This window comes from Bradyrhizobium australiense, from assembly GCF_013114825.1.
Lineage (GTDB): Bacteria > Pseudomonadota > Alphaproteobacteria > Rhizobiales > Xanthobacteraceae > Bradyrhizobium > Bradyrhizobium australiense.
Genome location: NZ_JAAVLX010000009.1, coordinates 280,516 through 307,246, shown reverse-complemented (window position 1 = coordinate 307,246; position 26,731 = coordinate 280,516). Strand labels below are relative to the sequence as shown.

Annotated in this window: 28 protein-coding genes; 12 read left to right on the top strand and 16 right to left on the bottom strand. The window is 64.1% G+C overall.

Features of this window, described 5'->3' with window-relative positions:
* Positions 1–16 precede the first annotated feature (16 nt).
* From HCN58_RS27350 to HCN58_RS27335, 4 genes are all read right to left on the bottom strand, one after another.
* Complete coding sequence (locus HCN58_RS27350; protein WP_171582453.1) at positions 17–439, bottom strand: hypothetical protein; 423 nt, start codon at positions 437–439, stop codon at positions 17–19.
* A 228-nt stretch (positions 440–667) separates the two neighbouring features.
* The gene (gene lexA, locus HCN58_RS27345) at positions 668–1,369 is read right to left on the bottom strand and encodes a transcriptional repressor LexA (protein ID WP_171582452.1); all 702 of its coding nucleotides are present in this window, start codon (positions 1,367–1,369) and stop codon (positions 668–670) included.
* Positions 1,370–1,564: 195 nt separating this feature from the next.
* Positions 1,565–2,776, bottom strand: a complete 1,212-nt coding sequence (locus tag HCN58_RS27340; protein WP_171582451.1) for a molybdopterin molybdotransferase MoeA — start codon at positions 2,774–2,776, stop codon at positions 1,565–1,567.
* Positions 2,777–2,819: 43 nt separating this feature from the next.
* Positions 2,820–3,446 (bottom strand): HAD family hydrolase, encoded by a 627-nt coding sequence (locus HCN58_RS27335; protein ID WP_171582450.1) that lies wholly within the window; start codon positions 3,444–3,446, stop codon positions 2,820–2,822.
* Positions 3,447–3,572: 126 nt separating this feature from the next.
* Here HCN58_RS27335 and HCN58_RS27330 point away from each other — a divergent pair, with 126 nt between their 5' ends.
* From HCN58_RS27330 to HCN58_RS27310, 5 genes are all read left to right on the top strand, one after another.
* Positions 3,573–3,878, top strand: a complete 306-nt coding sequence (locus HCN58_RS27330; protein WP_171582449.1) for a hypothetical protein — start codon at positions 3,573–3,575, stop codon at positions 3,876–3,878.
* Positions 3,879–3,933: 55 nt separating this feature from the next.
* Positions 3,934–5,106 carry an NADH:flavin oxidoreductase/NADH oxidase gene (locus tag HCN58_RS27325; RefSeq protein ID WP_171582448.1) on the top strand — a complete coding sequence of 391 codons (1,173 nt, stop codon included), beginning with the start codon at positions 3,934–3,936 and terminating at the stop codon, positions 5,104–5,106.
* A gap of 122 nt (positions 5,107–5,228) precedes the next feature.
* Positions 5,229–6,563, top strand: coding sequence for a S41 family peptidase (locus tag HCN58_RS27320; protein ID WP_171582447.1), 1,335 nt, complete (start codon positions 5,229–5,231; stop codon positions 6,561–6,563).
* A 691-nt stretch (positions 6,564–7,254) separates the two neighbouring features.
* Complete coding sequence (locus tag HCN58_RS36140; RefSeq protein ID WP_311966876.1) at positions 7,255–7,965, top strand: hypothetical protein; 711 nt, start codon at positions 7,255–7,257, stop codon at positions 7,963–7,965.
* A gap of 129 nt (positions 7,966–8,094) precedes the next feature.
* The gene (locus tag HCN58_RS27310) at positions 8,095–8,394 is read left to right on the top strand and encodes a hypothetical protein (RefSeq protein WP_171582446.1); all 300 of its coding nucleotides are present in this window, start codon (positions 8,095–8,097) and stop codon (positions 8,392–8,394) included.
* A gap of 40 nt (positions 8,395–8,434) precedes the next feature.
* On the opposite strand, the gene HCN58_RS27305 is transcribed toward HCN58_RS27310, so the two are convergent.
* From HCN58_RS27305 to HCN58_RS27280, 6 genes are all read right to left on the bottom strand, one after another.
* Positions 8,435–11,167, bottom strand: coding sequence for a bifunctional diguanylate cyclase/phosphodiesterase (locus tag HCN58_RS27305; RefSeq protein WP_171582445.1), 2,733 nt, complete (start codon positions 11,165–11,167; stop codon positions 8,435–8,437).
* A 278-nt stretch (positions 11,168–11,445) separates the two neighbouring features.
* Complete coding sequence (locus HCN58_RS27300; protein ID WP_171582444.1) at positions 11,446–11,703, bottom strand: hypothetical protein; 258 nt, start codon at positions 11,701–11,703, stop codon at positions 11,446–11,448.
* Between the two features lie 109 nt (positions 11,704–11,812).
* Positions 11,813–12,316 (bottom strand): cyclic pyranopterin monophosphate synthase MoaC, encoded by a 504-nt coding sequence (gene moaC / locus HCN58_RS27295; RefSeq protein ID WP_171582443.1) that lies wholly within the window; start codon positions 12,314–12,316, stop codon positions 11,813–11,815.
* Between the two features lie 3 nt (positions 12,317–12,319).
* Complete coding sequence (gene trpC / locus HCN58_RS27290) at positions 12,320–13,141, bottom strand: indole-3-glycerol phosphate synthase TrpC (RefSeq protein ID WP_171582442.1); 822 nt, start codon at positions 13,139–13,141, stop codon at positions 12,320–12,322.
* A 19-nt stretch (positions 13,142–13,160) separates the two neighbouring features.
* Positions 13,161–14,174, bottom strand: a complete 1,014-nt coding sequence (gene trpD / locus HCN58_RS27285) for an anthranilate phosphoribosyltransferase (RefSeq protein ID WP_171582441.1) — start codon at positions 14,172–14,174, stop codon at positions 13,161–13,163.
* Between the two features lie 149 nt (positions 14,175–14,323).
* Positions 14,324–16,225: a peptidylprolyl isomerase gene (locus HCN58_RS27280; RefSeq protein WP_171582440.1), complete on the bottom strand. Its 1,902-nt coding sequence runs from the start codon at positions 16,223–16,225 to the stop codon at positions 14,324–14,326.
* Positions 16,226–16,478: 253 nt separating this feature from the next.
* Between HCN58_RS27280 and tpiA the strand changes: the two genes are divergently transcribed.
* Entirely contained in the window at positions 16,479–17,231 is a 753-nt protein-coding gene (gene tpiA / locus HCN58_RS27275; protein WP_171582439.1) for a triose-phosphate isomerase, read from the top strand.
* Between the two features lies 1 nt (position 17,232).
* On the opposite strand, the gene HCN58_RS27270 is transcribed toward tpiA, so the two are convergent.
* Genes HCN58_RS27270 through HCN58_RS27260 form a run of 3 tightly spaced genes read right to left on the bottom strand, consistent with a single transcriptional unit; the run spans position 17,233 to position 18,713 of the window.
* A complete protein-coding gene (locus tag HCN58_RS27270) occupies positions 17,233–17,766 on the bottom strand; it encodes a GNAT family N-acetyltransferase (protein WP_171582438.1) in 534 nt (177 codons plus the stop codon).
* A 21-nt stretch (positions 17,767–17,787) separates the two neighbouring features.
* Entirely contained in the window at positions 17,788–18,141 is a 354-nt protein-coding gene (locus HCN58_RS27265) for a hypothetical protein (protein WP_210266163.1), read from the bottom strand.
* 5 nt (positions 18,142–18,146) lie between these two features.
* Positions 18,147–18,713, bottom strand: coding sequence for a helix-turn-helix domain-containing protein (locus HCN58_RS27260; protein ID WP_171582437.1), 567 nt, complete (start codon positions 18,711–18,713; stop codon positions 18,147–18,149).
* Positions 18,714–18,776: 63 nt separating this feature from the next.
* Here HCN58_RS27260 and HCN58_RS27255 point away from each other — a divergent pair, with 63 nt between their 5' ends.
* The 3 genes from HCN58_RS27255 to pyrG all read left to right on the top strand — a co-directional run bounded on the left by HCN58_RS27255 (position 18,777) and on the right by pyrG (position 21,119).
* Positions 18,777–18,926: a hypothetical protein gene (locus tag HCN58_RS27255; protein ID WP_171582436.1), complete on the top strand. Its 150-nt coding sequence runs from the start codon at positions 18,777–18,779 to the stop codon at positions 18,924–18,926.
* 14 nt (positions 18,927–18,940) lie between these two features.
* Positions 18,941–19,321 (top strand): preprotein translocase subunit SecG, encoded by a 381-nt coding sequence (gene secG, locus HCN58_RS27250; RefSeq protein WP_171582435.1) that lies wholly within the window; start codon positions 18,941–18,943, stop codon positions 19,319–19,321.
* A gap of 166 nt (positions 19,322–19,487) precedes the next feature.
* Positions 19,488–21,119, top strand: a complete 1,632-nt coding sequence (gene pyrG, locus HCN58_RS27245; RefSeq protein WP_171582434.1) for a CTP synthase — start codon at positions 19,488–19,490, stop codon at positions 21,117–21,119.
* Between the two features lie 6 nt (positions 21,120–21,125).
* Here pyrG and HCN58_RS27240 read toward each other — a convergent pair whose 3' ends face one another.
* The 3 genes from HCN58_RS27240 to HCN58_RS27230 form a co-directional block, all read right to left on the bottom strand.
* Positions 21,126–21,767, bottom strand: a complete 642-nt coding sequence (locus HCN58_RS27240; RefSeq protein WP_171582433.1) for a class I SAM-dependent methyltransferase — start codon at positions 21,765–21,767, stop codon at positions 21,126–21,128.
* A gap of 104 nt (positions 21,768–21,871) precedes the next feature.
* On the bottom strand, positions 21,872–23,269 hold the full coding sequence (locus HCN58_RS27235; RefSeq protein WP_171582432.1) for a sensor histidine kinase: 1,398 nt from the start codon (positions 23,267–23,269) through the stop codon (positions 21,872–21,874).
* Positions 23,266–23,940, bottom strand: coding sequence for a response regulator transcription factor (locus HCN58_RS27230; RefSeq protein WP_171582431.1), 675 nt, complete (start codon positions 23,938–23,940; stop codon positions 23,266–23,268). The genes HCN58_RS27235 and HCN58_RS27230 overlap by 4 nt, the downstream gene beginning before the upstream one ends.
* Before the next feature lie 196 nt (positions 23,941–24,136).
* On the opposite strand from HCN58_RS27230, the gene HCN58_RS27225 reads away from it, so the two are divergent.
* The 3 genes from HCN58_RS27225 (at position 24,137) to HCN58_RS27215 (ending at position 26,598) form a co-directional block, all read left to right on the top strand.
* Positions 24,137–24,463 (top strand): NIPSNAP family protein, encoded by a 327-nt coding sequence (locus HCN58_RS27225; RefSeq protein WP_171582430.1) that lies wholly within the window; start codon positions 24,137–24,139, stop codon positions 24,461–24,463.
* Positions 24,464–24,556: 93 nt separating this feature from the next.
* Entirely contained in the window at positions 24,557–25,408 is an 852-nt protein-coding gene (kdsA, locus tag HCN58_RS27220; protein WP_171582429.1) for a 3-deoxy-8-phosphooctulonate synthase, read from the top strand.
* Positions 25,409–25,422: 14 nt separating this feature from the next.
* A complete protein-coding gene (locus HCN58_RS27215) occupies positions 25,423–26,598 on the top strand; it encodes an MFS transporter (protein WP_171582498.1) in 1,176 nt (391 codons plus the stop codon).
* Positions 26,599–26,731 lie beyond the last annotated feature (133 nt).

The following is a 26,731-nucleotide window of genomic DNA, read 5'->3' as shown; positions in this document are numbered from 1 at the left end:
CGTATGCGCGTGGCGTTTATCCGGTCACGATCGATTCGGCCGGAGGCGCTTCCGTCACCTTCGGTGCACGCTCGCCACCGGTCTGGACCACCGGCAGTTGCAGCACGGTCGCACGCTGGCCTTCGCAAAGCTGCGTCACCAGCACATGGCTTCCGTCGGGAAATTCGATCGCGTCGTGATGACGGTCGGATATATGCGGGTCGATTTGGTTGAATTTGCCGACCCGCCAGTCGGTGGTTCGCGTCCAGATCCAGCGGTTGTCGTATCTGACGTCCTCAGCGAACGCCAGCTCGGTGCCGGGAAGCATGCAGACCGCCACTGCGGGCTCGCGTTCCGACGCAAAGCCGCGGGTCGATGTACCGCGGAAGGTCGTGGTGATCAGCGTCTCGCCGACTTGGGCAGGCCGCGTAGCCACAGCATGCAGGCTATAGTCACACATCGGATGGCTCCCTCGTTTGAGATAGCTGACCCGTGTCTAGAAGGAGGCACAGGCCTCTATCAGAGTGGACATGGCGCAGAGCCTTTTCTTCTTTCTGGGCAATTCTGCGACTGGCGCACTGCGCCACATTCACAAACGCGCTAACGTTCCTTAGTTCCACACGCGCAACAAAAAACCCCGGCCGAGGGCCAGGGCTGCTATTCGTCATGGCTGGGGCGGCATAACGGGTCAGTACTTGCGGTACAGCCCGATCAGCTTGCCCTGAATCCGTACCCGGTTCGGCGGCAGGATGCGGACCTCATAGGCGGCGTTGGCGGGCTCGAGCGCAATCGAGGCGCCGCGGCGGCGGAAGCGCTTTAGCGTGGCTTCCTCCTCGTCGATCAGCGCCACGACGATATCGCCGGTGTCGGCGGTTTCGTTGCGCTGGATCAGCGCCATGTCGCCGTCGAGAATGCCGGCATCCACCATGGAATCGCCGCGCACTTCGAGCGCATAATGCTCGCCGGAGCCGAGCATGTCCGGCGGCACGCTGATGGTGTGGCTGCGGGTCTGCAGCGCCTCGATCGGCGTACCGGCGGCGATTCGGCCCATCACGGGGACGGCGACCGGGCGATTGCCATCGTCCTCGACGGCCGGCGCGCTCGCGGCGCGCCTGCCGAGCGTACCTTCGATGACGCTTGGCGTGAAGCCGCGGCGGCCGTTGCCGGCGGCTGCAAGCTCCGGCAGCTTGATGACTTCGATGGCGCGGGCGCGGTTGGGCAGACGGCGGATGAAGCCGCGCTCCTCCAGCGCCGTAATGAGGCGGTGGATTCCGGACTTAGAGCGCAGGTCAAGCGCGTCCTTCATCTCGTCGAAAGAGGGCGGCACACCGGCCTCTTTCAGCCGTTCATTGATGAAACGCAGAAGTTCGTACTGTTTGCGCGTAAGCATCGCGAGCAATCCCCCGGTTGGCGTCGTCGTTCCGAATCCCCAGGGCCCAGTTCGCGAGAGTCCCCAAAACTCCCGACATAGACACTAGCAGTCGAAACAAATCATGAACGGACACTATATGTTCGATATGTGTTCCGCAACCACTTAATTTCAGGTGAACGCTCTGCGATTTCGGCCCAAAGCACCGTTCAGGCGTCATTCCGGCAGCCGGAGCAGCTCGCAACGCGATCCATTCGCGGCAGCCGGCGCGAACGGCGGACGTATCACAAGTGCCCGTGCCGCAGCGAGATTCCCGAGTAGCGACGAGTCCTGATGGTTGACCGGCACGGCGACCAGCGTGCCGTCTTCGCGCGCTTCGAGGCGGGCGCGCAGATAATCTTCGCGCTGGTCGTTGGCTGAGAGATCGCGGCCGAGCAGGGCGCTTTCTCTGACGTGATGGACGTGGTTGCGGCCCGACAAAGCGCGAATCAGCGGCACCAGGAACAGGAAGCTGCAGATATAGGCGGAGACGGGATTGCCGGGCAATCCGATCACCCGCATTGCGCCCAACCGTCCATGCATCATCGGTTTGCCCGGCCGCATCGCGATCCGCCAGAATGCCATGGCGACGCCCTCGGCCTCCAGCGACCGCTTGACGAGGTCGTGGTCGCCGACCGAGGCGCCGCCCATGGTGATCAGGATGTCCGCATCCACCTCGCGGGCGCGGCGAATACCTTCGGTGGTCGCGGCGACCGTGTCGGCGGCAATCCCGAGGTCGATGATTTCCGCGCCCTCGGCCCGCGCCAGTGCCCGAATCGCGTAACCGTTGGAATAGACAATCTGGCCGGGGCCGGGGGTTACGCCCGGCATCACCAGTTCGTCCCCGGTGGCGAGTACAGCGACCTTGGGGCGGCGGTGCACCGCAAGCTCCGGGTAGTTCATGCCGGCGGCGAGCGACAGGTCGCGGTCGGAGAGGCGGCGTCCGCGCGTGAGCAGGACGTCGCCCTCGCGGAAGTCGACGCCGGCGGCGCGAATATGCCGTCCCGGAACGGCAGCTTCCGTGATGGTGATATGGTCGGCGTCGACGCCAGCGTCTTCCTGGATGATGACCGCATCGGCGCCGGCGGGGATCACGCCGCCGGTAAAAATCCGCACCGCTTCGCCTGGGCCTACCCTCCGCTCGAACGGGCGGCCGGCGGCGACCTCGCCAATCACCTTCAGCCGTGCGTTGACATCCGCGGCGTCCGCCGCGCGCACCGCATAGCCATCCATCGCCGACATCGCCTGCGGCGGCTGCGTCCGCCGCGCGGCGACGTCACGCACGAGGATACGGTGATACGCGTCATCGAGCGCCACCATTTCTTCGGGCAGCGCTTCTGCGCCGGCAAGGATCGCAGCGAGCGCATCGGCGACAGGCATCAAGGCCACGGGCAGACCTCCCTCAAATTCGACGCGCTCAAATTCCAAGTGCTTAAATTCCAAGTGCGGTCAGTGCCCTCGCCACGTCATCCGTCGATGTCACGTGGATGGCAGAAAGGCCGCGCGCCCGCGCGCCTTCGATATTGGCGGCCGAATCGTCGAAGAACAGGATCCGCGACGCCGGCACGCCGATCGCCTTTATCACATGATCATAGGCTTCGGCGTCGGGTTTGCGCAAACCGATGCTCGATGACAGGAATATCTCGCGGAAATGGCTGAGCACATCGCCATAGGCCTGCGAAAAATGCGCGACATGGGCCGGATTGGTGTTGGAAAAGGCATAGAGCGGCAGGCGTTTTGCTGCACCCGCCAGCAGTGGCGCAATTCCGGGCATCTCGCCGGTGAAGATCGCGTTCCAGCCTTCCAGGAACTGCGCGTCGGTGATGCCGATGCCGAGCGACTGACGCAGCCCGGCAAAGAACGCGGCATCGTCGATCCGGCCGGTCTCATGGTGCTTGAAGCTGTCATCGACAACAAAGCGTCCGGCGAGGTCGGCAGGCGCGCAGCCAGCATGCTCCGCCCAGCAGGTCATCACCTGATCGAAACTGATGTCGAGCACGACGCGACCGAGGTCGAACAGCAAGGCGTCGACGGAGCGGGGCGCTGGCGGCGGATTCATGCCAGTCGTTTACAAAACTGGACCGGCCTCGGCAACGGCCACCGGATACGCTTCGAAGCCCAATCCGGTGCTTAAGCCCGTGCGCGAGCTGTGCTAAGGCTTGGGCCAATTTCAGGGAGTAGTCGCATGCAAGTTGTTGGCAGAATCCTGGGCGCTGTCGCGATGATCGGATTATTGGCCGGATCCGCCGCGGCCCAAAAAGGTCCGGCCAAATATGGCGAGGAGGACAAGCCCAAGACGCCTTCGGAAATCGCGGCCGAGAAGGAGGCCGAGCGGGCCTACCGGAGGTCGCTTGGCAACATTCCCGAGCAGCAAAAGAGTTCCGACCCCTGGGGGACGATGCGCGGCGACAGCGCGCCGCCGAAAGCCGCGGCCAAGGCACCACCGCCAGCCAAGCCGAAGGCCAAATCCGCCGAAGGCGCCGCAAAGTAGAAGACACTTCCCGGGACGGTGCCGGGCCAATGTTGTCCACGAGGCCGAGGAAACCATGACGGAAACGCTGCTGTTTTCTCCGATGACGATCCGCGGCGTCACGCTGAAGAACCGCATCGTGGTACCGCCGATGCATCAATATTCGGCCGTGAAGGGTTTTCCGACCGACTGGCACCTGATGAATGCTGGCAAGTTCGCCGCCGGCGGCGCTGGCCTGGTCGTGGTGGAATCGACCAAGGTCGAGCGGCGCGGCTGCGGCACGGTCGGCGATCTCGGCATCTGGGACGACACATTCATCGAGCCGCTCGGCCGCCTCGTCAAATTCATCAAACAGCAGGGCGCGGTCGCCGGAATTCAGCTCGGCCATTCCGGCCGCAAGGCGCGTGCGACCCGGCCGTGGGAGGGCGACCGCCCGCTGCAGCGGACGCCCGATATCGAGGATTGGGACGCCTGGCAGCCGGTGGCGCCGAGCGCGATTCCCCATAGCGAGCGCTGGCCGGTGCCGCGCGCGCTTGAAACAGCCGAAGTGAAAGATCTCGTGCAGGCCTGGGGGCAGGCGGCGCGCCGCGCCCATGAGGCAGGTTTTGACGTGCTGGAGCTGCACGGCGCCCATGGCTATCTCGTGCATGAGTTCCTGTCGGAGCGCGCCAATCAGCGCACTGACGAATACGGCGGCTCCGAAACCAACCGCATGCGCCTCTTGATCGAGGTGACGGAAGCCGTGCGTGCACATTGGCCCAACCAAAAGCCGCTGTTCGTCCGCCTTTCGGTCGAGGACAATGCCGGCTGGGGACCGGAACAGAGCGCGCGGCTGGCAAAGATACTGAAGACAAAAGGCGTCGACGTCATCGACTGTTCATCCGGCGGCATCTCCGAGGCGGCGCCGATCCTGGGCAAGGAAATCAAATACAGTTATCAGGTGCCGCTGTCGGAATATGTCAGGCGCCACGCCGACATCATGACAATGGCGGTTGGCCTCATCATCCATGGCGACCAGGCCGAGCAGATCCTGCGCGACGGGCGGGCCGATTTGATCGCGGTGGGGCGGGAAATCCTCAATAATCCCAATTGGCCGATGGATGCCGCGCTCAAACTCGGCGTGGAGGGCCCGTTCCGCAACGTTCCCCCGCAATTCGGCTACTGGCTGGGCACCCGCGCCAAGCGCGGTTTCGGAACCCGGCCTTCCACCTGGCAAAACGGGCTGCAGGAGGCGGATAAAGCCTCCTGAAAAGCGGCCCGGTCGGCGTGCCTTGATCCGACCAAAAAGCCATTGTGAGTTGGCGGGGCCGGGACAGGGGCGCCGATTCACAGGGATGGTGGGCGTCCGTTAGCAAAAAGGGACGCCCCACGATGCGCAGGAATTTTGCCTTTCTTCTCGGCACGGTGACGGGTGCGTCTCTGACCGCTCTCGTGATCGGACCTCAAGGGGCGCATCTGGTGGCGGCGGCAAAGGCCGCGGCCCGTTCCGACACCTACACCCAGCTCAATCTGTTCGGCAGCGTGTTCGAGCGGATCAAGACCAGCTACGTCGAGAAGCCGGACGATTCCAAGCTGATGGAAGGCGCCATCAACGGCATGATCTCCGCGCTCGATCCTCATTCGCGCTACATGAATGAGAAGGGCTGGAGCGACATGCAGGAGACCACCCATGGCGAGTTCGGCGGGCTCGGCATCGAGGTCACGATGGAAGACGGCATCGTCAAGGTGGTCACGCCTATCGACGATACGCCCGCGGCCAAAGCCGGCATCCTCTCGGGCGACGTGATCACCCAGATCGACGACGAGTCCATCCAGGGCATGACCCTCGAACAGGCGGTGGGCCGGATGAAAGGCCCCGCCAACAGCAAGATCCGGCTCAAGGTCGTGCGCAAGGGGGCCGCCGCACCGATCGACGTTGCCATTATGCGCGAGATCATCCGGGTGCGGCCGGTCCGCTTCAAGACTGACGGCGGCGACATCGGTTACATCAGGATCACCCGTTTCAACGAGCAGACCACCGACGGCTTGAAGAAAGCGATCGCCAGCATCTCGAAGGAAATTCCGCCGGAGAAACTCGCGGGCTATATCGTCGACCTCCGCAACAATCCCGGCGGGTTGCTCGACCAGGCAGTGTCGGTGTCGAGCACCTTCATGAACCGGGGCGAGGTGGTCTCGACGCGCGGCCGCACCGCGGAGGAAACCCAGCGCTTCACCGCGCGCGGCGGCGACATCACCAAAGGCAAGCCGCTGGTCGTGCTGATCAACGGCGGCTCGGCTTCGGCGTCCGAAATCGTTGCCGGCGCCTTGCGCGACCACAAGCGCGCCACCCTGATCGGCACGCGCACCTTCGGCAAGGGTTCGGTGCAAACCATCATTCCGCTGGGGCAGGGCAATGGCGCGCTGGCGCTGACCACGGCGCGCTACTTCACGCCTTCGGGTCGCTCGATCCAGGCCCAAGGCATCGCGCCCGATATCGAGGTGCTGCAGGACGTGCCGGATGAGCTCAAGAGCCGCGCCGAGCTGAAGGGCGAAGCCTCGATGCGCGGCCATCTCGCCGCCGATGGTGCCGAGCAGACCGGCTCGCAAGCCTATGTTCCGCCGAACGAAAAGGACGACAAGGCGCTCAACGCCGCGTTCAACCTGCTGCGCGGCGGCACCGTGAACGCGAATGCGGTCACGGCCGCGAAGCGGGCCGTGCCGAATTAATTTACTCACGGCGGGCGCGAAACCGGCTTCCGCTTGCGAGCCCCTGTAGCCCGGATGGAGCGCAGCGAAATCCGGGGCGGCCCTCAATCAGAGAGGGAATCCCCGGATTGCGCTGCGCTCCATCCGGGCTACTTGCTGTTGCGACAATTCATTTCGAATGTGGCGCGCCGGTCGCTGGCCGGGCAGCGAAGAGGCATCCTCAACACGCGCATAGCGGTCCGCGAACACCACTTTTGAAACCTGATCTCCATCCATTCGTAGCTCGCGTTGAACACCACGCGCGTCGAACGGAGTAGTCATGTCGAGAAGATGGATTTTGCCGGCCCTGATCTTGTCCCTTTGTTCGGGTGGAGCCCTGCAGGCCAATCCGCTGGACTCACCTGGCGTCGTTTATATCGACGGGCTGCCGTGCAACTACGCGTGCCAGTCCTACATGGCCTGGTCTGATCAAGCGTTATCTGCCAGGTACCGCGAGCAACGCGAGGCTGTTGTTGTGGTGCCGGCTGACGCGGAAACAGTAGGGCCGGAACACGCTAGCCCTGCACGCGTGGCAAAGCGGGGCGGACCCGTTTCCCGCTCCGCGCCGCGCGATAGCTTGGCGGCGTCGAAAACAAGGCCGTCGAACGGCAAAAAGGCGGCGACTCCCAGTCTTGCAGCAAGGAGGAAAGACATTCCGGCGGCCACGGCGACAGTGGCTCGCGAAAAGACAGTCGCCGGCGGCAAGGCGCCCGAGCGTAAATTGGTAATCTCGAACAGGTCTGAGCCGGCTCAGGCAGCCGCCGTCGCCACGGCGCAGCCCGCGGAGGCTCCCAAATCCGAGATCAAATCCGAGGTCATCCTGCCGCCGCCAGCCACGCTCGAGATCGCCGCGAGGCCCGCCGCGTCCGAGAACGCTGCGTTGCCGGCCACGGCTGCCGGCGCGCCAGCACCGGCTTCCCGGACCATACAGCAGCAGCTTGTGGAAGCGACGGGAATGGCCGATCTCGTCACGGCGATCGGGACGGGACCGGATGCGGGCAACAAATCGGACAATCCGGAAGCGCCCGCCGACGTGAGCGATACCGGGAAGATGGCATCCACACCGCCAGATAAAGCAGACAATCTGGTCGCGCTCGTTCTGGCACGTCCGGAGATCAGTTCGCTATCCGACCTGAACAACAAGAGCATTGCGATCGAGGAGAAGCAGGCCGCATCGAGTGGACGCGTCAGCGCCGCGTTGATAGCGGCGGGCGCCGCCGAGGTCCAGTTCAGCGAAGGACAGCGAGGGGCGATCGACCGGCTGATCAGCGGCGAAGTCCCGGCCGCGGTCCTAACGCTGGCTTCGCGCGAAGCCGCCGAGTGGTTTCCCGATATTGCCGGATTCAGGACCTTTCGGATTCCGCTCGCACAGGCGCGACTGTAACCATCGGAGCAAGCGTAGCCCGGACGAGCGACTTTTCCGCTGTAGCTCGCAGAGCGAAGGCGGAAGCGACGGCTTGGAAACCATCTCTCTCTCGCGCGTTGTGGGAAGAGAACTATAGGAGGACAGCTCATGCGAACCTCAATTCTCGCGATTGCGGTCGCTTTTGGAACCGCGCTCACCATGCCGGCACTGGCTCAGCAGTCGACGGCGCCTGGCCAGCAGGTGCAAACCGACAAACAGATGCAGGAAGAAGCGGATAAAGGGATCAAGACCCGCGACTCCGGACAATCCGGATTTGTGGCGGAGCAGGAAAAGCCCGGTGCTTCCGCACATCCGCCCGGACAACCCCATCCGAGCAGCCAAACGACGGGTTCGGGCGCTGGCACGGGTGGCGGGCAGGGGGCGGCGCCGAGTAGCAGTCCGCGTTAGCCCTGAGTTTTAGCAAGGGATGGTCCGAGCGACGTGCGGCCTAAGCTGTCCGCGCCTCGTTCTTGCGCCTGCGCACTCGGTTCGCGCGTTCCGCACCAGGACGGTCCCGATGCGCTAGCAAGAGCGGCCTGATCTCCGCCGCCGGCTTCGGCGCGCTGAACAGGTAGCCCTGCATTTCCGAGCAGCCGAGTTCGCGCAGCAAGCCGCGCTGCTCTTCGGTCTCGACGCCTTCGGCCGTCGTCGTCATGTGCCGTTCGGCGGCGATGGTCACAACCGCCTCCACGATGCAAGACGAGCCTTCCGGCTCGGCGATGTCGGTGATGAAGCAGCGGTCGATCTTGATCTTGTCGAATGGAAAACGCTGCAGATAGCTCAGCGAGGAATAGCCGGTGCCGAAATCGTCGAGCGCGATGCGAACCCCGATGGTGCGGAGGTCATGGAGGACGGCGAGCGCCGTCTCGTCGTCCCTGATCAGCACGGCCTCGGTGATCTCGAGCTCCAACCGGCTTGCCGCGAGGCCGGATGCGGCGAGCGCGGCCATCACCTTCAGCGCCAGCGTGCCGCTCTTGAATTGAATCGGCGAGACGTTGACCGCGAGCCTGATATTGTCGGGCCAGATCGCCGCTTCCTTGCAGGCGGACGTCAGCACCCATTCGCCGAGCTGGTTGATCAGGCCGGTATCCTCGGCGAGCGGCACGAATTCGGCGGGCGAAATCATGCCACGCTGCGGATGGCGCCAGCGCACCAGTGCCTCGCAGCCGGTGATCGCGTTGGTCTGCAGGCTCAGACATGGCTGGTAATAGACCTCGAAGCCGCCGTCGACGAGCGCCTGGCGCAGATCCATTTCCAGGTCGCGGCGGGCGCGGACCTCGGCTTCCATGTCCGGTTCGAAGAAGCGATAGGTGCGGCGGCCGGCGGCCTTGGCGGCGTACATCGCCAGATCGGCGTTCTTCAGGATCTGGTCGATATCGGAGCCGTCTTGCGGCGCGAGCGCAATGCCAATGCTGGCGTCGGTGGTGACCTGATGGCCGAGGCATTGATAGGGCGAGCGGATCGCCTCGAAGATGCGGCTGACGAGCTTCATCACGTCGTCGATATCTTCGATCCCGGTTTGCACGATGGCGAATTCGTCGCCGCCGAGCCGGGCCACGAAATCGGATTTGCGTGCGCAGGCGGCGAGGCTGGCCGCGACCGATTTCAGGAGCTCGTCGCCGATCATGTGCCCGAGCGAATCGTTGACGCTCTTGAATTCGTCGATGTCGATATACAGCACCGCCAGTTGCTCGCCAGGCGCCGCGTGGGACAATTCGCGCTTGAGCCGTTCGTGGAACAGGGTGCGGTTCGGCAGATCGGTCAGCGCGTCGTAATGGGCGAGATGGGTGATGCGCTCCTCGGCGCGCCGCCGCTCAGTGATGTCTTCATGCGTCGCCAGCCATCCGCCATCGGCGACCGGTTCGTTGACGACCTGGATCGAGCGCCCGTCGGGCGTCGAGATCACCATGGCGTTCCGGTGCGCGATGTCGCGCAGCACCACCCCGACGTAATGATCGACGTCGCCGACGAAGGAGCCCGTCTCCTTGCGATGCGCGATCACCTTGCGAAAGCTGCAGCCCGGCTTTACGACGTCGGCCGAAAGGCCGTACATTTCGAGATATCGCTTGTTGCAGATGATGAGCTGCTGCTTTGCATCGAACAGCAACAGGCCCTGCGTCATGTTGTTGACGGCGGTGTCGAGACGCTGCTTTTCCAGCGTCAGCCGCTGCTTCGATGCGCGGTGCTGATAAGACAGCTTGCGGACGACAAGGAACAGCAGAGCGGCGATTGCCAGCACCGAAAGCCCGGTGACGGCGATCAGGATTCCGATCTGCTCGCGCCAGTCGGCTAGTGCCGCTGAAGTCGTGGTTGAAGCGACGATCACAAGCGGAAAATTGGTCAGCGCGCGGGACGAGATCAACCGGTCCTCGCCGTCGATCGGGCTGGTGAGACGCGAGGTCGTCCGGGGCAGCTCGAATACCTGCCGCTGGGCGGCTGGACCGGTCTTGAAATTCTTGCCGATCATATCAGCCATATGCGGGTAGCGGGCCAGCAGCGTGCCGTCGCTGTGGTGCATGGCGATGGAGGCGCCGGGTCCAAGCGCCACGGTGGCGAAGAATTTTTCGAAGTTGAGGGGTTCGATGCCGCGGCCGATGGCGCCGAGGAATTCGCCTCTCGGCCCGGTGATCTTGCGGGCGATCACGGTGGTCCAGGCGCCGGTGACGCGGCTGTAGACCGGCTCGACCACCATGTCAGGCGATTGCGGGCCGGACTTGAAGGTTCTGAAGAAGGTGCGGTCGGCCGAGTTGACCGGCGGCGGCGGCCAGGCGGCCGACGCATTGATCAGATTGCCGTCGGCGTCGAAGATGTTGATGCCGCCGACATAGGACAGCGCGTCGATCTTGGATTTCAGGATGAGATGGATGTCATGATTAGACATCCGGCGCTTGTAGTTTTCGAGCGTAGCGATCCCGCTGGTGCGCATGAACGCAATCAGGTCTTTCTGGACGACCTGAAAATCCTCGAGCTGCTGGTCGAAATGGCGGGCGAGCAGCAGCACGGTATTTTCCAGCTCGCGCTCGCTGTTGCGCAGCGCACGCTCGCGGAAATTGCCGGCCATGACGGTGGCTCCGATCGCGATGGTGGCGATCAGAAGCGTGCCGCCCAGGATCAACCAGCGGATCGGGCCGCCGCTGAAGGCGGACGCAATCCTGAACGATTTAGTGCCGGTCGAAGCCATGAACGCGGTCGCTGCCGGGAAATGAACTGCCGGAAGCGGCGTTCTCCCAAACCCGGCCCGTGACTTCGATACAGCGCCGAGATGGAGTTGACGTTAGGAAGTCTGGTTAATGAAGCGTTAGTCCGGTAGCGGTGGGTTCCGCCGACAACCACAGGAGACCTCCCTTGACGATGGAACCGACAAGGCGGTTTCGGAAGGAAACGGCCGATCGCATGCTGGCGATCCGCCGATCGTTGACGGAGGTTACGAAGGTTACGGGCTTTGCAAAGCCGCCGCCGTCACTGCTTGGATCTCGGGGATCGATGCGCGCGTTTCTTCACGACCACGCCCGCGGTGGCTGAGCCGTCCGGCACGACGTAGCCCTGGCTGAATCGCCGCGGATCGCTATTGGGATTGCCCGGACCTTTGTTCTGGCAGTTGGCATTCGGATAGTAAAACGCGCAATAACCGGGCTCGTAGATCACCTGCTGTGCTATCGCAGGTGCCGAGATCACGGCCAACGCAGCCGCCGTGCCAACAAGCCTGTAGATCGACATCGGGTTCCTCCTTGTGAAAGCCTCGATGGAGACAACCCCGCGCGCGCAGAGCGCATTCCTCGCCGCGCCGGTCACACGCGCGTGACGAGAGCGACGCCGTCGCCGGGGCTTACCGCTCCGCGCGATAATGGCCGGATTTGCCGCCGATCTTCTCGACGAGATGGATGCCTTCAATGCGAACGCCGCGCTCGACTGCCTTGATCATGTCGTAGATCGTCAGGCAGGCGACCGACACCGCCGTCAGCGCTTCCATCTCGACCCCGGTCGGCCCCGTGACCTTGACCGTAGCGCGGACAATGCAGCCCGGAAGTTTCTTGTCGGGCGTGATGTCGAGCGTCACCTTGGACAGTGCCAGCGGATGGCACAGCGGAATCAATTCCGACGTGCGCTTTGCGGCCATGATGCCGGCGATGCGGGCCGTGCCCAGCACATCGCCCTTCCTGGCATTGCCGGAGATGATCAGATCGAGCGTCTCCTTTGCCATGACGACACGCCCCTCGGCGATGGCGGTGCGTTCGGTCGCTGCCTTCGCGGAGACGTCGACCATCCGCGCTTCGCCGGCGGCGTCGATGTGGGTGAGGGCGGCGCCGCCTTTGGAAGCCTTCCGCGCCATCTGTTAGCCGGTCCCGGTCGCGCAGGCCGTATCGGAACGCGCCAGCAGCGCGCGCGTTGCCGCGGTCACATCGGCCTGCCGCATCAGGCTTTCGCCGACCAGGAAGGTCGACATGCCGACGCGCTCGAGCCGCGCGAGATCCGCAGGCGTAAAGATGCCGCTTTCGCCGACCATCAGACGATCGCGCGGGATCAGCGGCGCCAAAGCCTCGCTGGTCGCCAGCGTGGTCTCGAAGGTGCGCAAATTGCGGTTGTTGACACCGATCATCGGCGACCGAAGTCTTAGCGCGCGATCGAGCTCAGTGCGGTCGTGGATTTCGATCAGAACGTCGATACCGAACGCGATCGCGGCGTCCTCGATATCTCTCGCGGCTGCATCGTCGAGCGCCGCCATGATGATCAAGATGCAGTCGGCGCCATGGGCGCGGGCTTCCACCACCTGATAGGTGTCGAACAGGAAATCCTTGCGCAGCACCGGCAGATTCGTTGCCAGGCGCGCCGCCACCATGAAATCGAGATGGCCCTGGAAGGAGGGCACATCCGTGAGCACGGACAGGCATGCCGCGCCGCCGGCCTCGTAAGCCTTAGCCAGCGCCGACGGATCGAAATCGGCGCGAATGAGCCCCTTGGAGGGCGAGGCCTTCTTCACTTCGGCAATCAGCGCGTAGTCGCCGCGGGCGAGCTTCTCCCGGATCGCGCGCACGAAGCCGCGCGGCGGCGGCGCCGCCTTGGCGCGGGCTTCGATCTCGGCAAGCGGATGCGCCCGCTTGGCGGCGGCAATCTCTTCGCGCTTGTAGGTTTCGATCTCGGTCAGAATATCGGACATTTCTGGCGCCCCTTTGGACTCAGCCGCGTGAGACTGCGATCAGGTGCTTCAGCCGTGCTGCCGCCGCGCCACTGTCGAGCGATTTGGCGCCGATTTCGACGCCTTCCTTCAGGTCCCTGGCCCTGCCGGCCACGATCAGTGCGGCCGCGGCGTTCAACAGCGCGACGTCGCGATAGGCACTGGCCTTGCCGTTGAGCACGCCTTGCAGCGCCAGCGCGTTGGCGTCCGCGTCACCGCCCTTGAGCGCGTCGACATTGCAGCAGATGAGACCCGCGTCCTCCGGCGTCACCTCGAAGGTGGTGATCTTGCCGTTGTCGAGGCTGGCGACAAAGCTCGGGCCGGTGAGGGTGATTTCGTCGAGCCCATCTGAGCCGTGGACGACCCAGACGGATTCGGAGCCGAGATTTTTCAAGACCTGGGCCAGCGGCTGTACCCAGTGCCGCGAGAACACGCCGACCATCTGGCGCTTGACGCCGGCCGGATTGGAGAGCGGCCCGAGCAGATTGAAGATCGTGCGGGTGGCGAGTTCGACGCGGGTCGGCCCGACATTCTTCATCGCGGGGTGATGCGCAGGCGCGAACATGAAGCCGATGCCGGCCTCCTGCACACAGCGGCCGACCTGGTCGGGCGTGAGGTCGATCTTGACGCCGAGGGAAGCCAGCACGTCGGCAGCCCCCGAGCGCGACGACAGCGCGCGGTTGCCGTGCTTGGCGACGGGCACGCCGGCGCCGGCGACGATGAAGGCCGCGCAGGTCGAGACGTTGACCGAACCGGACCCGTCGCCGCCGGTGCCGACCACGTCGACTGCGTCCGCAGGCGCCTTGACCCGCAGCATCTTGCCGCGCATCGCCGACACCGCGCCGGTGATCTCGTCGACGGTTTCGCCGCGGACCCTGAGCGCCATCAACAAGCCGCCCATCTGCGAGGGCGTCGCCTCGCCGGACATCATGCTGTCGAAGGCTGACGCCGCTTCGTCACGCGACAGCGTCGCGCCGGTTGCGACCTTTCCGATGATAGATTTGAGATCGTCCATCGCTTGCTTTCAAAATCGAGACCTCATGGTGAGGAGAACCATGAGGCCCGGCTCTCATCCTTCGAGACGCGGCCCGTAGCCAAGTTAACGCAGACTGCGTACACTTGCCTGCATGGCCGCTCCTCAGGATGAGGTGAGTGTCATTATGCTCAATTGTTGGCGCCCGTCACCTGCGCGAAGGCGGCCTGGTTGATGGAAGTGCCGATCTCGGATTCGATCTTGGTCACGTACTGCGCGACCTGTTCGTCGGTCAGACCGCGCTGCAACGTGTCCTTTAATTTTTTCAGCTCTTCGGAGGCCATGTCGACCGGCGGCACAGTCACGCCGGTGACGCGCAACACGATCCACTCGCTGCCACCGGCGCCCGGCGTCTGCGTGACGCCATCCTTGGGTGTCCGGAATGCGGCAGTGATGGCGGCGGAGGGCACGCCTGATAGCGAGGCGTCGCGGCGGAAACCGGTCGCGGTCTCGACCTTCGCTCCCGCCGCAGCCGCTTCGGCGGCGAGGCTGCTGCCTTGCTCGATCTTCTGCACCATCTCGGTTGCCTTCGCCCGCAGCTTGCTGGAAATCTGGTCTTCGCGCCATTTCGCCTCGACTTGGCTGCGCACCTCGTCGAGCGAGCGCTCGCGCGAGGGCGTGACGCCGAGCACGTCGTACCAAACATAGCCGCCGGCAAACTGGATTGGTTCGTTGTCAACGCCGACGTCGCTGTTGAAGGCCTGCGACACCACGTCGAGGCCGCGGGGAATATTGGCGACCGGCTGTCCGTCGGGCGTGCGGCCGGAGCGGTCGACGGCCTCGATCGTAACGGGGGTGAGACCGAGCTTCTGCGAAGCCTCGACCACATTGGCGCCGCCGCTGCGCTCGTCTTCCATCTTGTTCTGGATTTCGTTGACCTTGGCGCGGGCGCGTTCGGTCGCGATTTCCTTCTTCACCTGCCCTGCGACACTTTCATAGGTCGGCGTCACGCCCGGCTCGATCTTGCCGACCTTGACCAGCGCCACGCCGAAGCGGCCCTGCACCGGCTGGCTGACTTCGCCTGATGCAAGCGAGAACGCCGCATCCGCAATCGCCGGATCGATGATCGCGCTCTTTGCGATCATGCCGAGATCGACGTCGGCCAGATTGAGGTTGCGCTCCTTGGCCACGTCGTCGAACGGCGTTCCCGACGTGATGCGGCTGCGCGCGGCCTGGGCTTCGCCTTCGTTCGGAAAAAACATCTGCGACACTTCGCGCTTTTCCGGCGTGCCAAGCTGGTCGCGGCGCTGCTCGAAAACTTTCTTAGCGTCCTCGTCGGAGACCTCGGTCCACTTGCCGATCTCTTCCGGGCTGATCACGACAAAAGACAGTTTGCGATATTCGGGCGCGCGGAATTGCGTCTTGCGATCCTCGAAATAGGCCGCCAGCGCCTCCGGCGAAGGCGGGTCGATCGTGCCGGCCTGCGCGGCATCGAGCTTGACGTACTCGATCGAGCGCTGCTCGTTCTGGAAACGGGCGAGTGCCTCAATCATGACCTTCGGCGGCTCCACTCCGGCCGACACGGTCCCGGCGATCTGGCGCCGCAGGCCGACGCGTCGGCGTTCCGCCAGATAGCGTTGCTCGGTATATCCGAACTGCCGAATCGCGGCTTGGAAGCGAGCGGGATCGAACTTGCCGCCCAATCCCGCGAAACTCGGATCGCTGTAGATCTGCCGCATGGCTTCTTCCTGGGACTGGGCCAGCCCCATGCGCCGGGCTTCCTCATCCAGCGCGGCTTCGGCGATGGTTTGCTGCAGCACCTGCCGATCGAGCCCGAAGGCGCGAGCCTGTTCAGAGGTTAGCGGACGGCCGAAACTGCGGCCGAGCTGCTGCAGCTTTTCCGTGTAGATCTGACGGAACTGATCGGTCGAAATCTCGGTCTTGCCGATCTTGGCGAGCGACGACTGGCCAAACCCCTTGAAGATGTCGGCAATGCCCCACACTGCGAAACTGACAATCAAAACGCCCATCACGGTCGCCATGACAATCTTGCCGAGCCAGTTTGATGAGGCTTTCCGCATTCCTCGAAGCATGGGTCCAACTTGTTTTTTAAAGGAGAGGGGAACCGGGTCGTACCCAAGGGAAATTTCGATCCGGGACCGAATTCCGCAACAAGGCGTCACCGAGTTGAAAACGCATCATAAAGTGGCCGCGTCCCCCTCGCAACCTCGGCCATGCGGGCTATTTGAAGCGGTTAATGGCCCGGGGTCGCCCGATCGGTAGCTGGAACTGGCGGCGTGGCTCTGCTAGCGCATCTAGAACGCTGACATTTGCGGGACAATCGACATGACCGATGCCATCCGGCCGCTGATCGCCGGCAACTGGAAAATGAACGGCCTAAAATCTTCCTTAGGTGAATTCGAAGCCATGATCGCCGGCGCCGGTGCGTTGGCCGGCAAGGCTGACCTGCTGGTCTGCCCCCCGGCCACCCTGATCGGTGGTTTCGCCGACAGGGCGCTCGGTTCAAAACTCGCGGTCGGGGCCCAGGATTGCCATGCGAAAGCCTCCGGCGCCCATACCGGCGATCTTTCGGCGGAAATGCTGGCTGATGCCGGTGCCAGTGCCATCATCGTCGGGCATTCGGAACGCCGTGCCGACCATGGCGAGACCGATGCGCTGGTCCGGCAGAAGGCAGAAGCGGCTTGGCGGGCGGGTCTTGTGGCGATCGTCTGCATTGGCGAGACCCAGAAGCAACGCGATGCCGGTCAGACGCTGGATATCTGTGGCGGGCAACTCGCCGGTTCGTTGCCGGACGGCGCGACGGCGGCCAATCTGGTGGTCGCTTATGAGCCGGTCTGGGCGATCGGCACCGGGCTGACGCCGACGCCAAAAGATGTCGAGCAAGTTCATCGCTTTATCCGCGGTGTTCTCACCAGCCGATTTAAGACCGAAGGCAGCAGAATCCGGATTCTCTACGGTGGATCGGTCAAGCCTTCCAACGCGTCGGAACTAATGGCGGTCGCCGATGTCAATGGCGCGCTCGTCGGCGGCGCCAGCCTGAAGGCGACAGACTTCCTGGCCATTGCGGAGGCATGCTAGCTCAGGCGGGCACGCCTTCGTGCAAACGCTTCCAGTAGATCAGCGTGCCCGTGAGGCCGCCATGGGGTTTGAACGCGTAGTCCGGAATGACGCCGGTCAGCTTGAATCCCATCCGTTCATATAGTCCCGCCGCGCCCTCGTCCTCTGCGGTGTCGAGCACCAACAGCCAGCGCCCGTGCGCGACCGCTATTCGCTCGGCCTCGCGCAACAGCGCCGTGGCGATCCCGCAGTGGCGGTGGCTGATACACGTCATCATCTTCGCGATCTCGGCGCGATGCGGCTGGTTCGGCGGAAGATCGAGCAACAGCGTGACCGTCCCGATCAGCCTGTCGCCGTCAAAGGCGCCGAGGATGATCCGCTCGCCGCGCTCCGCGGCGCTCAGCGAGTTGGACCAGAACGCCTCGGCCGCCTTCCGTGACAACGGATGCAGGAAGCTGACCGAGCCGCCATTCGCCACGGTCTCGATCAGCAATTCACTGAGCATCGCGCAAATTTCGGGCGACGGGCTCAAGGCTTTGATCTGGATATCCGACATGAGAATGAATTTCCGGGAAGTTCAGCTTCGGTAATTGGCGGCGCGCTGGACGCGCGCCCGCTTGATCTCTGCAATCCGTTCGACATCCTCGATCTGCAGGTGTCGCCCGCGTTCGAGAATTTCCAGCGTGTATTCTTCGTAGGTGAGGCCCAGCCGCTCAGCTTTCCGGATGCGGAACGCGACGATGCCGGACGAGGGGTTGTGCCAGGCCGCGCGATGTGTCGCCTTCCAGTAAAAGTAATTGCCGATGCCGCCGTCGCCCCATTCTGGCCGGTGCTTATCCTCGAGCGGCGGACCGCCATTGTGGCCGGCCGGAATAGGGTCATCGGCGCTTGCAGGCTCGATCGCGGTATTCTTGCGAGCGATCTCCTGCATCGGCGTCAGCTCCGGGCAAGGGCAACGACGTAGGTGCAGGGCGCGGCGCTCTCGTTGGCAAAGATCACTTCCGCCGGCGGACCGAATCCGAGGCAATCGCCGGCGCCGAGTTCGTGCCGTTCGCCACCATCGATGAGGACGAGCGCGCCCGATAACACCCAGAGAACCTGACGGATGTGGGCGTAGGACGAAGCGGGCAGCGTCACGCGCTGCTTCGCCGGCATCTCGACCTTGATAATCTCGATGGGATGATCGGGCCGGTTGAACACCTGCCGGCGCAAATAGCCGGTTTCGGGATCGCGCCACGCCGGCTGCTCGGCTGCGCGCGACAGACGTCCGCCCTGGCCTTCGGCGCGCAGCATCAGGCCGGCGAGGGTGAGATCGAAGGCGCTCGCGAGCCGAACCAGCACCACCGCGGTCGGGCTGACCTCCGCGCGCTCGATCTTGCTGATGGTGGCTTTTGACACGCCGGAGCGCTCGGCGAGGTCGGCCAGCGACCAGCCGCGGCTGTCGCGCTCGAGCCGCAGGCGGTGCGCAAGCCGGGCGCTGAGATCGTCTACTAAAGTATCCATTCGTCCAGTATAAGAGAAATCGGCCCGACCGCAAGCCCCAGATGCGAACGTCGGGCGAGGGGTATGGACAGCCTTGCCGTCGCGCCTGCGGCAATTATCTCCACGGCGGCGGTTGGGGGTGACAATGCCCTGTCCGATCGTGTAACACCGCGCAACTTCAGGAAAACCCGCAAGCTGTTGGTGCAGCCGAAGCCCGGCGCTCTCGGCTTGTGACGGAAGGTTTCAAGATGCAGACCGTCATTATCGTCGTTCACCTCATGATCGTCGCCGTGCTGATCGGCTCGGTGCTGCTGCAGAAATCCGAAGGCGGCGGCCTTGGCATGGGCGGCGGCGCCGGCTTCATGTCGAGTCGCGGCACTGCCAATCTCCTGACGCGGACGACCGCGGTCCTCGCGGGGCTTTTTTTCCTGACCAGCATGGCACTGGCGTGGATGGCGGGCATCGACCGCAAGCCGACCTCGATCCTCGGCACCGCGCCGGCGACGCAGTCCCAGCCGGGCGGCGCGACGCCAGCCGCTCCGCCGACCTCCGGTGGCGTGCTCGATACGCTTAAGAAGGTGGATGAACAGCAGGGTCAGTCGGGCCCGCAGGCTCCGCGTTCGCAATAAAGCAGGGTGGCTATGCAGGGCGGCCTCTACCGTCCTGCATCAGGCCTTCCCATCAATGCTTTGAAATCGTTTCAAATTTAACGTCACCCACAGCCCGGCAAAATGTTTGCCCGCGCATGCGATTCGTTTTGGAGAATCGGGGCAGTGGCCTTAAAGGTAGAATCCCATGGCGCGGTACATATTCATCACCGGCGGCGTGGTTTCTTCGCTCGGAAAGGGGCTGGCTTCGGCGGCACTCGGTGCCCTGCTGCAGGCTCGCGGGTACAAGGTCCGCCTCCGCAAACTCGACCCCTATCTCAACCTCGATCCCGGAACGATGTCGCCGTATCAGCACGGCGAAGTATTCGTGACCGATGACGGCGCCGAGACCGACCTCGATCTCGGCCATTACGAGCGCTTCACCGGGCGGCCGGCGACCAAGGCCGACAATATTACCACGGGGCGCATCTACCAGGACATCATCACCAAGGAACGCCGCGGCGATTATCTCGGCGCGACCATCCAGGTCGTGCCGCACGTCACCAACGCGATCAAGGAGTTCGTGCTCTCGGGAAATGACCAATATGATTTCGTGCTGGTCGAGATCGGCGGCACCGTTGGCGACATCGAGGGCTTGCCGTTCTTCGAGGCGATCCGTCAGCTCAAGAACGAGCTGCCGCGCGATCACGCGGTCTACATTCATTTGACGCTGCTGCCCTACATTCCGAGCGCAGGTGAACTCAAGACAAAGCCGACCCAGCACTCGGTGAAGGAGCTGCGCTCGATTGGCATCCAGCCGGATATCCTGCTCTGCCGCACCGACCGCGAAATCCCGAAGGAAGAGCGGCGCAAGCTCGGTCTGTTCTGCAACGTGCGCGAAAGTGCCGTGATCGAGGCGAGGGACGTCGACAATATTTACGCCGTGCCCGAAGCCTATCACGCCGCCGGTCTCGACGATGAAGTGCTGGCCGCGTTCGGCATCGCGCCAAAGATTCCGCCGGCGCTGCAGAGCTGGAACGTCATCAACGAGCGCGTGCGCAATCCGGAAGGCGCGGTGACCATTGCCATCGTCGGCAAATACACCGGCATGAAGGACGCGTACAAATCGCTGATCGAGGCGCTGTCCCATGGCGGCATCGCCAATAAGGTGAAAGTCAATCTCGACTGGATCGAGAGCGAGGTGTTCGAGAACAAAGACCCGACGCCGTTCCTCGAACACGTCAACGGCATTCTGGTGCCGGGCGGATTCGGCCAGCGCGGCGCCGAGGGTAAGATCCGCGCAGCGCAGTTCGCGCGCGAGCGCGACGTGCCGTATTTCGGCATTTGCTTCGGCATGCAGATGGCGGTGATCGAGGCCGCACGCAATCTGGTCGGCATCGAGGAGGCTAACTCAACCGAGTTCGGCCCGACCAAGGAGCCGCTGGTCGGCCTGATGACGGAATGGCTGCGCGGCAACGAGTTGGAGAAGCGCTCGCAGTCGGGCGATCTCGGCGGTACCATGCGGCTTGGCGCTTATCCCGCAACGCTGAAGCGCGGCAGCCGCGTCTCGGCGGTCTACGGCGGCGCCACCGAGATTTCCGAACGCCACCGCCACCGCTACGAGGTCAACACGGCATACAAAGACCGCCTCGAACAGCACGGCCTGCGCTTCTCCGGCCTGTCGCCCGACGGTGTGCTGCCGGAGATCGTCGAATACGAGGACCATCCCTGGTTCATCGGCGTGCAGTTCCACCCCGAGCTGAAATCGCGGCCGTTCGAGCCCCACCCGCTGTTTGCCTCGTTCATTCAGGCAGCGGTGGTGCAGAGCCGGCTAGTGTAACGACGTCTACGTCGGCTGGTCCACCTGCGGTCGGACCAGCTCTGGCTGCGGCAGCGTAACGTTCCCCGCGAAAAGCTTGCTCTGCGGTCGCCGCGTCAGCCGGTAAACCGCCGCCGGCGGCACGTTCAGGATCGCGCGATCGATGAGCTTCGCCTTCAATCCTAGCCGGTCAAGCACCCGCGGCGACACTGGGCAGGTCATGCCATAGGTGAATTGGTAGAATGCGCCGCCCGGGCGGATGTAGCTGAAGGCGCCGTTGAGGATTGAGACCACCTTGCGCATCGACATGTTCAGCAGCGGAAGGCCGCTGATGACCGCGCCGACCGGCGCGCCATCATACAGGGGCTGTGCCGCCAGCCTTGCGGCGTCCATCCAAAGCACGCGCGCTCCCGGGAAGCGGACCTGCAACAGCTTCATGAAGTCGGAGCCGTATTCGACCAGCGTCAGGTCCTCCTGGCGGACGCCCCGCCTCAACAATTGATAGGTGAAGGCGCCGGTCCCGGGACCAAGCTCGATGATCGGGCCACTTCCCGCCGTTATCTCGCTGGTGATGAGCTCGGCGAGGGCGGGGCTCGATGGTGCGATCGCGCCGACGCGGCCAGGGGCCGACATCCAGGCCAGAAAGAACGAGAAGAAGTCGTGTGACATAGGCACTCCAACGAATTGACCGCGCCTCGATTCGATGACGAGGCGCGAACAATCTCGCGTGCCTGCATTGCGAGAGCATTGCGGAGCGCGCCCCGTGCGCACCGCTATTTCGCTGACGGCGCAGGTGGCAACGACGGGCGAGGCGGCAGCGTCAGTCGAAAACATGCGCCGCCATTCGGGCCGTCGAGTACCGAGATGTGGCCGCCATGCATGCGCGCGATCTCGCGCACCATGTTCAGTCCGAGGCCGGCGCCGCGATCAAGCGGCGTCACGCGATAGAACGGCTCGAAGATCAATGCGCGCTGTTCCGCCGGAATACCCGGGCCCTCGTCGGTGACTTCGATGGTCGCTGGACGGCTCACGTGGATGCTGATGGTGCCGTGGCGGCCGCCGTGCTGGATCGCGTTCTGCACGAGATTAGTAACCGCCCGCTCGATCGCGGCGTGGTCGCCAAGCGTCTCGATGCGATCGGCCGCGACTTGAAGCGACAATTCATAGCCGGCGGCGATCGCCAGCGGCGCCAGGTCCGCAGCGACGCCCTGCGCGACTGCCACCACATCCACCGGAGTGAACGGGCTTCTGCATTGGTCGAGCCGCTGGATGTCCAGTAATTGCTCGGTCAGCGTCGAAAGCCGCGCCGTATCCTCGAGCAAGCGGGTTTTCTCCGCGCCCGGCGGCAAGGATTCCAGGCGCGTGTTCAGGATCGCGATCGGCGTGCGCAGCTCATGCGCGGCATCGGCCACGAAGCGCTGGTGCCGCGAATAACCATCATCCAGTCGCGCCAGCGCCTCGTTGACGGCCCTTACCAGCGGAGCAATCTCGTCGGCGACGTGTTCCACCGAAAGCCGCGCGCCACGTTGATGGATGTCGATCCGGCGTGCCTGATCGGCAATCATGGCAAGGCCGGCGAGCGCCCGCTTCACCACCATCGGCGTCGCGATGAATGTCGCGGCCGTCATCAGCAGCAGTCCGGGAAGGACGATGCCGAGAAAACTGAGCGAGCTCATCAGAACCGCCTTGCGTCCGGACAGCTTGCCCTGGGTTGCCGTCAGGATCTGCACCTTGCCGGCTGCGGTTTCGACGCGCTTCAATCGCGCCGCCGGCTTGCTCAGGTCGTCTGCGAGGAGCTGCCAGCCGAGCCGCGCCTGGCTGATATGGCTGAGCGCCTCGACAATGCCGGCAAAGTCCGGCGGCACCGCGCCTTCCGACAGCCTGTGCCCCTGGCCGTCCCGTACCACGAACCAAAGATCGGGAATCTCCTCGCGCAGTTGCGCAAGCTCGGGGGTCGAACGCAGCAGCAGGCCACCCGAGGTATCGCGCGCCACCGCCTGTTGGACGATGTCGATGACGTGGTCTTCGTCCCGCACGTCCAGCAGGAAGCCTGCGCCCCATAGTGTGCCGATGACCAGGATTGCGAGGATCGCGAGCAGCCCCGCCTGCAGCGATATCAATCGCCAGACGAGCCGCGTCTGCAGGCAATGCGAGCGGGCTGTCTCGGTCACGGCAGCGGTTTCAGCAAATAGCCGACGCCGCGGATTCCGTGAATTTCAACCCCGGCGTTGCTATCGGCGAGCTTGCGGCGGAGCCGGGACACGTGAGTATCCAGCGCGTTCGACTGGACTGCGTCGTCGAAATTGTAGACGGCCTCCTCGAGCGCCGAGCGCAGCACGGTGCGTCCCATGCGTCGGAGCAGCGCTTCCAGCACCAGCAGTTCGCGCCGCGGCAGATCGAGCGGACGCCCCTCGACGCTGGCCTCTCGATGGCTGAAATCGAAAGCCAGACGTCCGGCCCGCATGACGTCCGGCTGCATGCCGGCCGGCCGGCGCAGCACGGCGCGCAGCCGCGCGAGAAGTTCTTCGACCGCAAACGGCTTGGCCAGATAGTCGTCAGCTCCACTGTCCAGTCCGGCGATGCGGTCCGCAAGCTCGCCGCGTGCGGTCAGCACAATTATGGGGACGCCATCGGCCCGCGCTCTGAGTTTCGGGATCAGCGCCAGCCCGTCTCCGTCGGGCAATCGGCGGTCGAGCAGCACCGCGCCATGTACGTCGGCCGAAATAGCCGCTTCGGCGTCGGCCAGCGTCGGCGCATGGTCAACGACCATGTCATAGCGTTTCAATGCTGACGACAGCGCCGCCGCCATTTCCGCTTCGTCTTCAACCAGCAAAACCCTCATCCTGCACCCGCGTTTCCGGACCAGCCCTAGTAGCGCCAGTAACATTGCGGCAGCATTGCGGGATCGGCAGGGGCCGAGGAGTTCTGATTGCCCGAGCCATGCGCGCGGCGCCGCAGGATCCCCCAAATCGGACCCAAGACAGCGTCCGGGCCAGCCGCTATAACGCGCCTCCGTCATAATCCGGGGAGGACCACCGATGATCATGGAAATGCGCGTCTATCGCTGTCTGCCGGGACGCCTGCCGGCGCTGATTAAGCGCTTCGATACGCTGACGCTGAAGCTGTGGGACAAGCACGGCATCAAGCAGGCCGGCTTCTTCACCACGCTGATCGGCACCTCCAATCAGGAACTGACCTATTTCATCGCCTGGGATTCGCTTGCCGATCGCGAAAGGAAGTGGACCGCATTCCAGTCAGACCCCGACTGGATTGCCGGCCGTGCCAAGAGCGAGGAGGACGGCCAGATCATCGACAACATCGTGAGCCAATTACTGGTGCCGACGGCGTTCTCCGCGGTAAAATAGGTGGCGGCGCAACCCTGATATTCGGGGAGTAACCGGGGTTGATCCTGGGGTCTCGGACCGGCATGGTCCGCGCCAGCCACGAAGGAAAATCCCTTGAACGCGAAACCCGCAGCAGCTCCGGTCGTCTCGGTCGGTCCGGTCAAATTCGGCAACGATCTGCCGATTTCGATCATTGCCGGTCCGTGTCAGCTCGAAAGCCGTGCGCACGCCCTCGAAGTGGCGACCGCGCTGAAAGAGGTCGCCGGCCGCCTTGGCATTGGCCTCGTCTACAAGACCTCCTTCGACAAGGCCAACCGTACCAGCGGCTCGGCGGCGCGTGGCATCGGGCTTTCGCAGGCGCTGCCGGTTTTTGCGGAGATTCGTTCCTCGCTCGGTTTGCCCGTGCTGACCGACGTGCATGAGGCGGCGCAATGTTCCGAAGCCGCGCAGGCCGTCGACGTGTTGCAGATTCCGGCCTTCCTGTGCCGGCAGACGGATCTGCTGCTCGCGGCAGCGGCGACCGGCAAGGTCGTCAATGTCAAGAAAGGCCAATTCCTTGCGCCGTGGGATATGGCAAATGTCGTGGGCAAGATCGCCGGCGGCGGTAATCCGAACGTGCTGGTTACCGAACGCGGCGCGTCGTTCGGATACAACACGCTGGTGTCGGACATGCGCGCGCTGCCGATCATGGCGCAGACGACGGGTGCGCCCGTTATTTTCGACGCCACCCATTCGGTGCAGCAGCCCGGCGGGAAGGGCACCTCATCCGGCGGCCAGCGCGAATTCGTTCCCGTGCTGGCGCGTGCCGCGGTCGCAGTCGGCGTCGCCGGCGTGTTCATCGAGACCCATCCCGATCCCGATCATGCGCCGTCGGATGGGCCCAACATGGTGCCGTTGCGCGAGTTCGAGGCGCTGGTGAAGAGGCTGATGGCCTTCGACGCGCTGGCCAAGAACGCCTCGCGGTGACCGCCACCAGCGGCATGCCGCCGGCGCTCAATATCATTGCGCTCGCGACCTTTTCCGCAAGCCTTTCTGCCCGTGCTCTCGATCCCGTGCTGCCGCATGTGGCCGAGGAATTTTCCGTCAGCATCGCGACCGCCGCGAGCTTTGCCGCCGCCTTCGCCTTCACCTTTGCCATCATCCAGCCGGTACTCGGCGCCATGGCCGACATGTTCGGCAAGGCGCGCCTGATGATCGTCTGTCTGGTGCTGCTCGGGCTTGCCAACATTCTCGGCGCCATGGCGACATCGTTCCCGCTGCTGTTCGCCTCGCGGATTCTCGCCGGCATCGGGTCAGGTGGCGTATTCCCGGTCGCCCTCAGCCTTACTAGCGATCTCGTCGGCCCGGAGAAGCGTCAGGTTGCGATCGGGCGCACGCTGGCCGGCGCCATGACCGGCAATCTCCTGGGAGCTTCCGCATCCGGCCTGATCGGCGATCTGCTTGGCTGGCGCGGCGTGCTTGCCGTGCTCGGCGCCCTGGTGGTGCTGGCCTCGATCGCAGTGGCCGCCGGATTTCGCGGCGCCGCGCTGACGCGCCCGCCCAAGACCAGCCTCGCGCAGCTCCGCGAGGGCTACCGCACCATCTTCAGCAATCCGAACGCCCATATCTGCTACGGGGCTGTGTTCATCGAAGGCTGCTGCGTGCTCGGGCTGTTTCCCTTCATCGCGGCGTTCCTGTTCGAACTCGGCGAAACCTCGCTGTCGGTCGCGGGCATCGTCATCGCGGGCTTTGCGGTCGGTGGCCTGTTCTACACCCTGACGGTGTCGCGCTTTCTGCCGAGGATCGGCGTCAACGGCATGATGATCGGAGGAGCGGCGCTCGTCGGTGTGCAACTCATCGCGGTGGCGATGGGTCCGGAATGGAAGCTGCAAACGCTCAGCCTGATCTTCATGGGCTGGGGATTCTACATGATCCACGGCAGCCTGCAGGTATTCGCCAGCGAATTGTCGGCAGAAGCGCGCGCGAGCGCATTGTCGCTGCACGCGTTCTTTTTCTTCATGGGCCAGACCGTCGGCCCGATCGCCTATGGTTTCGGCATCCAGCATGCCGGCAAGGTCCCGACCTTGCTCACGGCGGCGGCCGTGATGATCGCGCTGGGCTTTATCTGTGCGAAGCTGCTTCGCCAGCTGCGGCCGGCGGATGCGGCCGCGAAGTAGCCCGGGTCAAAATAATCCCATGATGTGCTCGATGAGATAGACCGCGGTGACATAGCCGAGAGTGCCGATGGCCAACAGCGCAACCGACAGCCACACCCATAAGGGTGCCGTTTCCTTCGTCATCGGGATGCTC